Origin of the sequence: Rhodococcus sp. ACPA4, assembly GCF_002300185.1 — a bacterium.
Taxonomy (GTDB): domain Bacteria; phylum Actinomycetota; class Actinomycetes; order Mycobacteriales; family Mycobacteriaceae; genus Rhodococcus_F; species Rhodococcus_F globerula.
Genome location: NZ_NSDY01000001.1, coordinates 2874582 through 2886752, shown reverse-complemented (window position 1 = coordinate 2886752; position 12171 = coordinate 2874582). Strand labels below are relative to the sequence as shown.

At 62.1% G+C, this 12171-nt stretch carries 9 protein-coding genes; 4 read left to right on the top strand and 5 right to left on the bottom strand.

What is annotated here, in order from left to right; all coding sequences use genetic code 11:
- The first annotated feature begins 123 nt into the window (after nucleotides 1–123).
- On the top strand, nucleotides 124–1743 hold the full coding sequence (locus tag CJ178_RS13130) for a polysaccharide biosynthesis tyrosine autokinase (RefSeq protein WP_257013121.1): 1620 nt from the start codon (nucleotides 124–126) through the stop codon (nucleotides 1741–1743).
- Nucleotides 1744–2101: 358 nt separating this feature from the next.
- Here the strand turns inward: CJ178_RS13130 and CJ178_RS13125 are convergent, their stop codons facing one another.
- Nucleotides 2102–2626 (bottom strand): arsenate reductase/protein-tyrosine-phosphatase family protein, encoded by a 525-nt coding sequence (locus CJ178_RS13125; RefSeq protein ID WP_033235836.1) that lies wholly within the window; start codon nucleotides 2624–2626, stop codon nucleotides 2102–2104.
- A 115-nt stretch (nucleotides 2627–2741) separates the two neighbouring features.
- Here CJ178_RS13125 and CJ178_RS13120 point away from each other — a divergent pair, with 115 nt between their 5' ends.
- The gene (locus CJ178_RS13120; RefSeq protein ID WP_095887961.1) at nucleotides 2742–4061 is read left to right on the top strand and encodes a UDP-glucose dehydrogenase family protein; all 1320 of its coding nucleotides are present in this window, start codon (nucleotides 2742–2744) and stop codon (nucleotides 4059–4061) included.
- A 146-nt stretch (nucleotides 4062–4207) separates the two neighbouring features.
- Nucleotides 4208–5806, top strand: coding sequence for an Hsp70 family protein (locus CJ178_RS13115; RefSeq protein WP_095886857.1), 1599 nt, complete (start codon nucleotides 4208–4210; stop codon nucleotides 5804–5806).
- Nucleotide 5807: 1 nt separating this feature from the next.
- Here the strand turns inward: CJ178_RS13115 and CJ178_RS13110 are convergent, their stop codons facing one another.
- Nucleotides 5808–7073, bottom strand: a complete 1266-nt coding sequence (locus tag CJ178_RS13110) for a YibE/F family protein (protein ID WP_033235722.1) — start codon at nucleotides 7071–7073, stop codon at nucleotides 5808–5810.
- Nucleotides 7074–7527: 454 nt separating this feature from the next.
- Nucleotides 7528–8781: a pyridoxal phosphate-dependent aminotransferase gene (locus tag CJ178_RS13105; RefSeq protein WP_033235721.1), complete on the bottom strand. Its 1254-nt coding sequence runs from the start codon at nucleotides 8779–8781 to the stop codon at nucleotides 7528–7530.
- A gap of 103 nt (nucleotides 8782–8884) precedes the next feature.
- Here CJ178_RS13105 and CJ178_RS13100 point away from each other — a divergent pair, with 103 nt between their 5' ends.
- Nucleotides 8885–10813: a dipeptidyl-peptidase 5 gene (locus CJ178_RS13100; protein ID WP_095886856.1), complete on the top strand. Its 1929-nt coding sequence runs from the start codon at nucleotides 8885–8887 to the stop codon at nucleotides 10811–10813.
- Here the strand turns inward: CJ178_RS13100 and CJ178_RS32765 are convergent.
- Both CJ178_RS32765 and CJ178_RS13095 read right to left on the bottom strand, forming a co-directional pair.
- Entirely contained in the window at nucleotides 10801–10944 is a 144-nt protein-coding gene (locus CJ178_RS32765) for a hypothetical protein (RefSeq protein WP_162487720.1), read from the bottom strand. The two genes, CJ178_RS13100 and CJ178_RS32765, sit on opposite strands and share 13 nt — an antisense overlap.
- Nucleotides 10945–11150: 206 nt before the next feature.
- Nucleotides 11151–12059 (bottom strand): hypothetical protein, encoded by a 909-nt coding sequence (locus CJ178_RS13095; protein ID WP_095886855.1) that lies wholly within the window; start codon nucleotides 12057–12059, stop codon nucleotides 11151–11153.
- Between the last annotated feature and the right edge of the window lie 112 nt (nucleotides 12060–12171).

Genomic DNA, 12171 nt, shown 5'->3' with positions numbered 1-12171 from the left:
GTGTCTAAGGATTTGCTGTTCAATTGAATGTCAGGTATGCGGCAAATGTCGCGGGTTCTGACGTGACGCTTGTGATCATCGCTCCAACGCGCAGCTCAGTGCGTGAGCCGAAAGGGATTGAAGATGGAAGTACAGGACTACCTGAAGGTATTGCAGGCGCGCTGGAAGATCATCGCTGTTGTCACCGTTGTCGCGATTCTCGGCGCGTTGGGCGCCTCGCTGATCTCGACCCCGATCTACCAGGCCTCTACCAGGCTGTTCGTGTCCACCACGCTGGGAAGCTCCGTCAACGAGGCATACCAGGGAAACCTGCTGTCACAGCAGCGGGTTACGTCGTACACCAAGCTCCTGACCGGACAAACCCTTGCACAGCGCACTATCGATCGGCTCGGTAGCGATGCAGTCAACGGAATGACGCCGGCCCAACTCGCGGCAAGCGTTGTGGCGACGTCCGCACCCGACACGGTTCTGATCGACGTGGGCGTGAAGGATCCGTCGCCCGAACGTGCACGCGATATCGCGAACGCGCTGTCGGACGAGTTTGTCTTGATGGCAAAGGAATTGGAAACCCCGGAGACGGGTGGAACCCCGGCGGCCCGTGTGGTCGTCGAGCAGGAAGCGGGAACACCCACCACACCGGTCTCGCCGAACACCAAGCGCAACATCGCACTCGGCGCAGCAGTTGGTCTGCTTCTGGGTATCGCGCTTGCCGTCTTGCGTGACCGTCTCGACAACACCGTCAAGGATCGTCGGGTTGTCGAAGAGGTGGCAGGCTCGGCGTTGGTCGGAACCATTCCCTTCGACAAGGAAATGCAGACCAAGCACACCATCGAATTCAACGAAGGCAACTCTGCCAGCGCAGAGGCCTACCGCGAGCTGCGTACCAACCTTCAGTTCCTCGAAGTCGACAACCCGCCACGCGTCATCGTTGTCACGAGTTCGCTTTCCGCAGAAGGTAAGACGACGACGGCCGTCAACATCGCTCTGGTTCTCGCAGAGGCCGGAAAATCGGTCTGCCTCGTGGAAGGCGACCTGCGCAAGCCGCGAGTCTCGAAGTATCTCGGCATGATCGGTACCGTCGGCCTCAGCTCGGTCCTGGCCGGTCAAGCGCAACTCGACGACGTACTGCAGCCGACAACGCACGGCGATCTGGTTGTCCTTGCCTCAGGACCTATTCCGCCGAACCCGAGCGAATTGCTCGGCACCGATCACTCTCGGCAGGTTCTTGCCGAACTTCGTGATCGCTTCGAGTACGTCATCATCGACGCACCGCCGCTGCTTCCGGTCACGGACGCTGCAGTTCTGACCGCAATGTCAGACGGCGCCTTGGTAATTGCGCGCCACGCCAGCACCAAGCGGGACCAGCTTGCCCGGGCCGTCGGCAACCTTCAGAGCGTCGGCGCACGCATCTTGGGCACCGTCATCACGATGACGCCCGCGAACAAGCGGGGCGGTGGATACGAGTACAAGTACTACTACGAAACTGACAAGACGGTGCCTGCGCTCGCTGAGGCTGCACCGTTACCGGGAGCCTCAGCAAGTTCTGCGACTCCTGCCGAGGCCACCGCACCGAAGAAGGCGCCGGCACCCGCGACGGACTCGGCAGAAACGAAAGCTGCTCCCGTCAAGGCTCCCGTGAAGGCGCCCGAGGAAGCCCCACACTCCTCGATACCGTTCGATGATGCGCCAACTCAGGAATTCCAGCTCCGGACGAGTGAAAACGGACATCGCTATCTCGATTGATTCTGTTACCGCCGAATCAGCCTGAGTACATGAACGGGACTTTGGTCCGGAAATAATCACTTTTTCTCCGACCAAATGCCCGGAATGTGATAAAAACAGTTAGTATCACGGCGGTGGCAATCCGCCATTCACCTTAATGATCCGGAGGATCTCATGCTCGGTTCCCTGTATTCTTTCAGCGCAGAAATTGGCGTCCCGTCTGTTGATGACATTCTGGAATTCATCGGCAAGGGCATCGGGTCGATCTTGAACGTGAGTGCGTAGTAGCTAACAAACAGCCCCTGTCCAACTGAGCTGGACAGGGGCTGTTTTCTGCGTTGAGGGCAATGATTGCCGAAGGGGATCGGCAAGCGGAGTCCTATTGAGCGGGAATCGCGATACGTCGTAGCAAAGGCCCCAGAAGAGTGGCGATCTCCAAACCCACAGCGTGGAAAGTTTCCTCATCCGCGCCTATAGGATCGGCAACGTCTTCACTTTCCTGAACGTGATAGCGCGGGCGAGCGTCGGCGAGTTCGGCAACGGTTGTTGCCGCCGATTCTTCCGCTAACCGAGCGGCCTCACGCAATGTGAAAGTTCGCTTGAACTGCGATGGCGCCAACGCCAGAATCTTGTCGCGATGACGCTCCGTCATAGCCAGAATCAAATCGGCTTCAGACGCAATTGCCGTAGTAAGCCGGCGAGCGCGAAAATTGGAGGGATCGCCTCCCAGCCCTTCCAGTACCAGCGCCGCTGTCGGTTCCACCGCATGACCGACAAGGGCGCGTGTACCGGCACTCGACGCCGTGAGATCCGTGATTCCCGCTTCCTCCGCAAATGCTCGAGCAAGGCGTTCCCCTGTTGGCGATCGGCAGATATTTCCGGTGCAGACAAAGAGGATGTGCATGAGGTCAATCATAAAGGGGCAGCGCCACAATGCGGCACCATGATGTCGCGAAATGTTTGCACATCGACTACGCGGTGTTCCCGCCGCGTCCGTCGTTGGGATATATGAACTACTCATGAGACTGACCGTGTTCGGGGCCGGGTACCTGGGGCTGACCCATGCCGTGTGTATGGCGGAACTGGGACATGAGGTTCTGGGCGTCGACATCGACGCCGCGAAGGTCGAGATGCTGTGCGCCGGTCATGTTCCGTTCTTCGAACCTGAACTGGCACAACTGTTGACGCGGAATCTCGAATCCGGGCGGCTGGGCTTCACGACGTCGTACGCGGAGGCCTCGGAGTTCGCGGATCTCCATTTTCTTTGCGTGGGCACTCCGCAGAAGCGCGGCGAGAAGGCCGCGGACATTTCTCACGTCGATGCCGTGATCGACACGCTGGCACCGCTATTGGAGCGTCCGGCCGTCATTGTCGGGAAGTCGACAGTTCCCGTGGGGACAGCCGCACGGCTAGGCGCGCGGGTTCGGGCCGCCGCCCCGGCCGGCGACGGCGTCGAGGTGGCGTGGAATCCCGAATTCCTGCGCGAAGGAAAAGCCGTCGCAGATACGTTGCGTCCGGACCGGCTGGTTGTCGGCGTCGATCGGGATCGCCCCGGCACCGCCGAATCTGCTCTTCGGGACGTCTATGCGTCGATGCTCGACGCGCGCATCCCGTTTCTGGTTACCGACCTTGCGACGTCGGAACTCGTGAAAGGTTCGGCAAACGCCTTTCTGGCCACAAAGATTTCCTTCATCAACGCGATCGCGGAAATCTGCGAGGCAACCGGAGCCGACGTCACCGTGTTAGCTGACGCCCTCGGTCACGACGCGCGGATCGGGCGGAGCTTCCTGAACGCCGGTTTGGGATTCGGCGGCGGTTGCCTGCCGAAGGACATTCGGTCGTTCGCGGCGCGGGCCGGAGAGCTGGGCGTTGATCAAGCCTTGTCGTTCCTCCGTGAGGTGGACAGCATCAACATGCGACGCCGAACCAAGGTCCTCGAGCTGGTGACGCAAGCCTGCGGGGGCAGTTTGCTGGGAATGAACGTGGCTGTCCTAGGGGCGGCCTTTAAGCCTGAATCGGACGATGTGCGCGATTCGCCCGCGCTGAATGTTGCGGGCATGATGCAACTGCACGGCGCGAACGTGACGGTGTACGACCCCAAGGCGATTGAGAATTCGCGCACCATTTTTCCTACGCTCAACTATGCAACGTCGACGTCAGGGGCGTGCAAGCGCGCAGATGTCGTGGTGGTTGCCACCGAATGGTCTGAGTTTGCCGAACTCCAACCGTCACAGTTGGATTCGGTTGTGCACGGGCGGGTGATCGTCGACGGACGCAACTGCCTCGACCCGTCACTCTGGCGATCGGCCGGCTGGATTTATCGCGGGGTAGGGCGGTGAGAGCTAAGGGTGAATAACTGACAAGTTGCCAGCCGTACGGTCGGTTCGACTCTGCACATCTCCACGATGCAATCGAATGGGTAGACTTCCCGCCGGAAGGTGACGGATCTGCTCATGGATCTGTTTGCAGTCGACGAAGGTGGCTCATGAACTTGGTGCTCGGTGTAACAGTGGGGGCGAGCGCTGTGCGCTTGGCACGCCCAGGAGCGCCGGAGCACGGTGGGCCGGTATTTCGATCCAGAGCGATCGTGCGCGGACACGAAACCCCCGAAGACGTGGCAGCCGATTCCATTCGCGTCGCGCTCGCGGAATTCGCCGGCCAAGACAACTCCGTCGCTGTCGTCTACCGCGATCAGAGTCAGGCAGGCGCCCTCACCCAGGCACTCGATCGTGGCCGGATCGACAACTACCGGCTGATACCCGAATCGGCGGCAATTCTGCGGATGCTCGAGGAGCCGGGAACGCTGGGCGCACAGAACACCCTGGTGGTCATCGACCTCGGTGCCACCGGCGCAACCGTCGACGTCCTCGATCGCACCACCGGTGCAACCGTCGTCACCGCCAGATCCAGTCAAGTCAGCGGCGATCAGTTCGACGCACTCGTCTACCTCGACCAAACCGAACGACGTCGCATCGCGACGCCTACCGATCCCGAAGGCATCGCAGAACTCCAAGCCCGGAGCCGACTGGCCAAGGAACAACTCTCGACCCGCAGCGCAGTCTGCCTCCCCGGACCAGGCGGATTACTACTCCTCTCCCGAGAAGTCTTCGACTCCTTGGTCGCGCCCAGCGTCGAGGCTCTGGCCCGAGAGGTCCGTGAGGTGGTTGCCACCTCCGGTCGGCGCCCGGACTCCGTTGTACTGATCGGCGGCGGCGCCCGAGTCCCCATCATTCGCACCGTGCTGGAACGGTGGATCGAAATCCCCGTCATAGCGCCGGAACAGCCAGACCTCCTCGCCACGCAGGGAGCCGCACTGCTCGCGGGCGGCGCGCCCCGCAGAGAACCCGTCGCTGCGCCCGCCGTGACTGTTGCGGCCCCGGCAGTGGCGCCGATCTTTGCGCCGTACCCGATCAACACTCCTGCTGTGGCGCCGGCGCCCGTCCAGGCATTCGCCCACGGTGGCCTTGCAACGATGACCGGGCCAGGGCCTGCGCCGGCGAGTGCCGATCTCCATGCGCCCGCGCATGCGCAGGTGGCGCCCGCACCCGAGTCAGTACCGACCCAGGCTCAACCAGCCGCCGACTACGACAGCGACGAATCAGACGTCAAAGAACCCGTCATGGTCGATGCCCAGGCGTACTCGGCTGTTCACGAGGACGTCAGTGGGGGACAACCCACCTGGCTCGCCGCTACTTCACACGACGAGACAACCACCCCGGAGTCAGGCAGGCAGTTCCGATTCGCCGGACTGGGAGCCGGTGTTGTTGCCGCGATCGTCATCGTCGGTCTGGGAATGGGCTACGGCGGGAAGGTGTTCGGCGATTCGGGCGAAGCCGGCCCGGTAGCAACAGAGGTCACCACAACACAAACGCCGTCGACGACGGTTCCGACCACCACCACAACACCGCCGCCTACCACCACAACAGAGCCGCCTCCGGTGACGGAGGAAGCTCCCGTGTACGAGGCACCCTACGAGGCGCCGTACGTCCCGCCGGCACCTGCGCCGGCGCCGCCGCCCGCGCTGTACATTCCCGGGCTGCCCCCGATCCTGCTTCCCGTTCTGCCGCCCATCCCCGGTTTGTGAGCTAGCGCTTGGAGTGACGCCCACCGTTCGATGCGGTGGCCGTCGAACTTCCCGGCGGACGGGCAAGGAGCACTGCGATTGCCGTCGTGAGCGGAACGGACAGCGCAAGCGCGATGCCGCCGACAGCAGATCGCACAATTTCGATGGCTACGGCGTCGCCGACCAGAACGTCGCCCAGCGGACGGCCACTGACACTGAACAACAGCAGCAACGGCAAAGCGCCGCCCGCATAGGCCAAGACCAAGGTGTAGACGGTACTGGCGATGTGATCGCGACCCACGCGCATCGAGCCGGCAAACACCTGGCGTCGGGTCGCGCCCTTGTCCAACTGCGCCAACTCGAATGCCGACGACGCCTGGGTGATCGTGACGTCGTTGAGCACACCCAGCGAGCCGATGATGAAGCCTGCGAGCAGGAGTCCGGTGATGTCGACGTGCTGAATGTAGGTCTGCACGTTGGTGTTCTGCTCTTCGGAGAGCCCGGTGAGTTGTGTCAGTTCGATCGACAGGTAAGACAGCACCGCAGCAAGAACCATGGCGGCGAGCGTTCCGAGAAGCGCAGAACTGGTTCGGAGCGAGACCCCGTGCGCGAGGTACAGGACGGCATACAAAATGACGGCGCCCGACACCAGAGCAACGGGTATCGCGGGTTTTCCGTCCAACAAGGCGGGGAGCAGAAAGCCGACCACCACGCCGAACGCCACCACAAGCCCGAGAAGTGCCCGCAATCCGCGCCACCGGGCAACAGCGATGATCACCACGGCAAAAGCCACGACGATCAGCGTCAGCGACAATCCGCGTGAATAGTCCTCGAAGGAATACTGCGTCGCCCCGGTCGGATCGGTCTGGCGCAGCAGACGGATATGCTCGCCGACTCGCAAATCAGGTTGGCCGGGACCCGGAATGATCTCCAGCAATGTCTGGGTACCGGCGTTCGGACCCGATTCGATGTCGACGATGCTTCGCTGACACTGATAACTCGTATTCGCCGGGGGTGCCGGTTCGCCGACGAATGGTCTTCCCGCCGAGACACTTCCGCAGGCGCCGATCTCCTGGAGGGTGACCGTGCCGGCCTCCGTGACCACTGACCCGCCGTCGGAGTTCTGAAACGGCAACGGGATGTCGAGGTTGGCCTTGTCCGGCCACAGAGCGATGACGCCGACGAGTACGGCTAGACCGACGACGGTGAGGATGCCGACGACGACGCGGGCAGCAGTGGCTCCGATGTGGAGTGGGCCGTCATGACCATGGCCGTGACCGTGGCTCATCGGAAACTGAGTGTCGGACTGGGGATTTGCACCGGTGCCATGTTAGCGGCAGTTGCTGTGAACGGGTGAGTCGCCGGACTTGGCGGCTGGAGAGGAAGAGTTCGAGCTGGGTGGCGGGGAACAGGGGGGGTTGTCCCCGCCACCAACCTGGTATCCACAGGGGGGGGAGGGATACCAGGTGCTCGCGGCACCGAAGTGCTGAAACCAATGTACCCAATTTCAAACCAATCTGGTGCATTGTCTTGCTACTAATTTACAACGGTTATCGGACCAATTGCGCTGTTTCTGCCGTAGCGGCAGGTCGCGACTAGTCAAACACTCAACCAAACCGATCGGTTTCGGAAATTTGTGACCAAGGTCGCACGAATGCCCCGCACATTTATCTGCGCGGGGCATTCGTGGAACAGCAAACTGGTCAAGTGTCCATGGCCGTGGCCAGTGGGTTTCCAGCTTCCTACTGTTTGTAACTCGTAAGGAAGTTGCCAAACCGCTCGATTGCGACAGCGAGGTCACGGGCCCACGGAAGGGTAACGATTCGCAAATGGTCATGATCGGGCCAATTGAAGCCCGTTCCCTGAACCATCAGGATCTTCTCCTGCAGAAGAAGATCCTGAACCAACTTCTCGTCGTTGTGGATCTCGTGAACATTCGGATCCAAGCGAGGGAACGCGTACAGCGCTCCACGCGGCTTGACACACGAGACACCCGGAATCATGTTCAGGCGTTCCCATGCGACATCGCGCTGCTCGAGCAGACGTCCGCCGGGGAGGATGAGGTCCTCGATGCTCTGATGGCCACCGAGCGCCACCTGGATAGCGTGCTGACCCGGAACATTCGGGCACAAGCGCGTCGACGCCAAGAGGTCGAGACCCTCGAGGAAGCCGCCGGCGTGCTCCTTCGGGCCGGTGATCGCCACCCAACCCGAACGGTAGCCCGCAACGCGATACGCCTTCGAGAGACCGTTGAACGTCAGGCACAGAAGATCGGGAGCCAACGACGCAAGCGAGATGTGCTTGGCGTCGTCGTACAAGATCTTGTCGTAAATCTCGTCAGCGAGCAGAAGAAGCTGATGCTTGCGCGCCAGATCGACCAACTGCTGGAGAATCTCCATCGAGTACACCGCACCCGTAGGGTTGTTCGGGTTGATGACCAGCAAGGCCTTGGTCTTGTCGGTGATCTTGGATTCGATATCCGCGATATCGGGATTCCAGTCGTTGCCTTCGTCGCACAGATAGTGCACCGGAGTTCCGCCGGACAAGCTGGTCATTGCCGTCCACAACGGGTAGTCCGGCGCTGGAATCAGCACCTCGTCCCCGTTGTTGAGCAGGGCTTGCATTGTCATGGTGATCAGCTCGGACACCCCGTTGCCGAGGTAGATGTCATCGACGTCCACCTCGGGGAAGCCGGGAACCAGCTCGTACCGAGTCACGATCGCGCGCCTGGCCGACAGAATGCCCTTGGACTCCGAGTACCCCTGAGCGTAGGGAAGAGCGGCGATCATGTCGCGCATGATCACGTCCGGTGCGTCGAAACCGAACGGTGCGGGGTTTCCGATGTTGAGCTTGAGGATCCGGTGCCCTTCCGCCTCCAACCGGGCGGCATGCGCGTGCACCGGTCCACGGATTTCGTACAGGACGTTCTGGAGCTTCGACGACTGCTCCAGCTCGCGCTGCGGCTGACGATGGCGGACGGGTTCTGGTGTGCTCACGACTTACATGATTCCACCTGTGCGCAAGTGGATTCTTCCGGGCACGACAGAAGGTGCCGTCTGTTCGGTTGGCTTACACGTCGGTTGGCTTATTCTGGGGCGCATGACGCCGACCGACGTGATCGCAGCCCCGTACGGATCGTGGGCATCGCCCATCGACGCAGCAGATCTGGCCAACGGAGGTCATCCGGTAGAAGGTGGCCGCTACGTCGGTGACGAGGTGTGGTGGGCGGAGCTGCGGCCAACCGAAGGCGGGCGCGTCGCGATTCGACGGTTGGGACTCGACGATCAGCCCGTCGACGTACTGCCCGCGCCGTGGAACGCACGCACCCGAGTTCACGAGTACGGCGGCGGCGCGTGGACGGTCACGGACTCCGGGCGGTTGGTTTTCAGTGAGTTCTCCGATCAGCGGGTGTACATCCTCGAAGGTCTCAGGCCGCGAGCATTGACACCCCCGACATCGTCGTCGGTGCGATACGCGGATTTGTCGATCGTCGGAGCCGACGTGTGGGCCGTGCGCGAGTCCCACGCGCCAGGCGGCACGATCACGCGCGACATCTGCGCCATTCCGCTCGACGGATCCGGCGAGATTCGCGCCATCGTCGGCGGTTCGGACTTCCTTGCATACCCGCGGCCCTCCCCGGACGGAAGCAAGATCGCCTGGATTGCATGGAATCACCCGCAGATGCCCTGGGACGGAACCGAACTGCGGGTTGCGGATCTGGTCGACGGAGTGGCGGGTCCGCATCGAGTTCTTCTCGGCGGCACGGAAGAGTCAGTGCTGCAACCGGAATGGATATCGGGCGACGAACTGTACGTGGTCAGCGATCGCAGCGGGTGGTGGAATATCTATCGCGTGGGTACAGACGTGGCCGCGCTGTGCCCGGTTGATGCCGACTTCGGTGACGCGCTGTGGCAGTTCGGCGCCCGCTGGTACGAGGTGCTCGGCAACGGAAAACTGTTGACTGTGCGCACTTTCGGCACGGATACCCTCGCGGTGCTGGACCCGGAAACCGGCGACTTGCGCGACATCGACGTCTCCGGCGTCACCAGCATCGGCCTCATGCAGGTGCGCGATGATCAGCTGCTGATCAAAAGCGGTGGCGCAAAACTGGCTACCGGACTGCGTGAACTGGACCTCGGAACCGGAGCGCTGCGTGATGTTCGCCTGTCCGTCGACGCGCTTCCCGAATCTGCTTATCTCCCGGAAGCTCGAACCGTTGTTGCACACGGGCACGGCCGCGAAGTCCACGCATTTGCCTACCCGCCCCGCAATCCCCGCTACCGCGGCCAAGACGGTGAACTCCCGCCGTACGTCGCCTTTGTGCACGGCGGACCCACCGCGCACATCGCACCCGCTCTGAACCTCGTTTACGCCTACTTCACCAGTCGGGGAATCGGCGTCGTGGACGTCAACTACGGCGGATCCACCGGATACGGCCGCGAGTACCGCAATCGTCTGCGTGGGCAGTGGGGCGTCGTAGATGTCCAGGATGTGATCACCGCGGTCACCGGACTCGCCGAACAGGGGCTTGCCGACCCTGCCCGTCTGGCCATCGAAGGCGGATCTGCGGGCGGCTGGACCGTGCTGGCCGCGTTGACAACCTCCGACGTGTTTGCATGCGGCGCTTCCTATTACGGCGTGGCCGAACTGGACGGTTTTGTCAAGGAAACCCATGACTTCGAATCGCGGTACATCGACGGACTGATCGGGCCGCTGCCGGAATCCGCAGCGCTGTACGCGGAGCGCGCACCGCTCAACAACGTCGACGGTTTGAACTGCCCGGTCCTGCTGCTGCAAGGTCTCGACGATCCGATCGTTCCGCCGTCACAAGCCGAACGCTTTCGAGATGCACTGGTATCGAAGGGCATTCCGCATGCCTACCTGGCCTACGAAGGCGAATCCCACGGCTTCCGTAAGCAGTCCACGATCATCAGTTCCCGCAACGCGGAACTGTCCTTCTACGGCCAGGTGCTCGGGTTCACGCCGCCAGGTGTTCCGCAGTTGAAGCTGTGGACTCACGAGGTGTAGCGGCTGCCTAGGAGGATCGTGACCGCCCAGTTCTTCTCGGGGACAAGATGAGTCACCGACGTACAGCCGTTGGTTGCGGCTCCTGCAGTGCCGGGGAAGAGGGTGAGTGCCACTGTAAGTGTCACTGCCACTGCAAGAGTCCGCGTGGCTGCAGACTAACCGGTCTGAACTCTTGGCGGATGGCCAAGCGGACAATTCGGGTACTTGGTCCTCGGGGATCAGTGGTTGTGGGCAAGCTGACATGGTTTGTGTGCAGTGAACATGGTGTGCGGCACGCTGGTACGGGTGCTCGCTAGGCAGAAACTGTGCTCACTTGCAGGGTTCGCTGGGTGGCCGGCTAGGGGGTGCGGCCGCGGTTGAATGCCGCACGGATACGATCCGAGACCACCTGCGGCGTCGACAAGTCCGCCCATGTCCACCGAACCACCTGCCAACCCGCATCCCGCAGACGGTCTTCGCGGACCTTCTCTGCCCAGAGCACATCCTCAGGGGTGCGGCCGACGGGAACGAAGCGGCCGTACTTGACCCGGCCGTCGAACTCCCCGACAGTGCGATGCTCGCGCCACAGGAAATCGACACGAGCATCACCGATCTGAACTTGCGGTTCGGGCATCGGCAAGTGCTCGGAGACAAAGAGGGCCAAACTCCGTGACTCGCCGACGCTTTCGATCCGGCCGTCCATCGCGTCGATCGCATGAAAGGCATGGCGGTGCGACGGATGACGCGGCACCCCAGCCAGATTTGAGGTGATGTCGGCCAGAGCGAGCGGTGTTCGGTGCAGCGCAGAGTTCCCCGCGACCAGGGCCGGCTCGAACGGTAGTGAACGGGCGAGGTCGACTACCGTGCGCGCAAGCGTTGTCACCCGCAGACCGTCGACGGTCGTGACTTCGTCCGCGGTGAACAACGCAGAGTGCACCTGCCTGTGAGTGGACGTGCTGCCGCCACCTCGACGGTTTCGAGTCAGGTGAACCAGGCGGAGCGGAGTGTTCCATAAATCCAGGCCGTGCAGTACTGCCGCGGAGGTATGACTGACAACTGCGTCGGACGTGGCTGCCTTCGCTATCGCATGGACCTGCAGACGATGGCGCGCATGTGCGTCGAGTTCGGAGAACGGCTGCGTCGACACGTAGGCGCCGCGATGTAGGCGGGTCCAGTCGCCGTGTGAACAGCTGCGACGGATCTCGGAGTCGGTGCCGCCGGTGGCGAGATGCTCGGGTCTGCGGACGATGTGCGGTTGTTCCCCCATGCCGAACAATCCTGGTGCATCGGAGCCCGTATGGGTCGACGGGTTTCTGTGCTGTGGATAGGTCGCGCAGTGTGCATAGTTTGTGTGCAGTGAGCAGTGTTTGTGTGCAGTG

Coding starts and splice junctions, on each gene's coding strand:
- CJ178_RS13130 (WP_257013121.1), top strand. CDS start 124: ATGGAAGTACAGGACTACCTGAAGGTATTGCAGGCGCGCTGGAAGATC.
- CJ178_RS13125 (WP_033235836.1), bottom strand. CDS start 2,626: ATGCACATCCTCTTTGTCTGCACCGGAAATATCTGCCGATCGCCAACA.
- CJ178_RS13120 (WP_095887961.1), top strand. CDS start 2,742: ATGAGACTGACCGTGTTCGGGGCCGGGTACCTGGGGCTGACCCATGCC.
- CJ178_RS13115 (WP_095886857.1), top strand. CDS start 4,208: ATGAACTTGGTGCTCGGTGTAACAGTGGGGGCGAGCGCTGTGCGCTTG.
- CJ178_RS13110 (WP_033235722.1), bottom strand. CDS start 7,073: ATGAGCCACGGTCACGGCCATGGTCATGACGGCCCACTCCACATCGGA.
- CJ178_RS13100 (WP_095886856.1), top strand. CDS start 8,885: ATGACGCCGACCGACGTGATCGCAGCCCCGTACGGATCGTGGGCATCG.
- CJ178_RS13095 (WP_095886855.1), bottom strand. CDS start 12,059: ATGGGGGAACAACCGCACATCGTCCGCAGACCCGAGCATCTCGCCACC.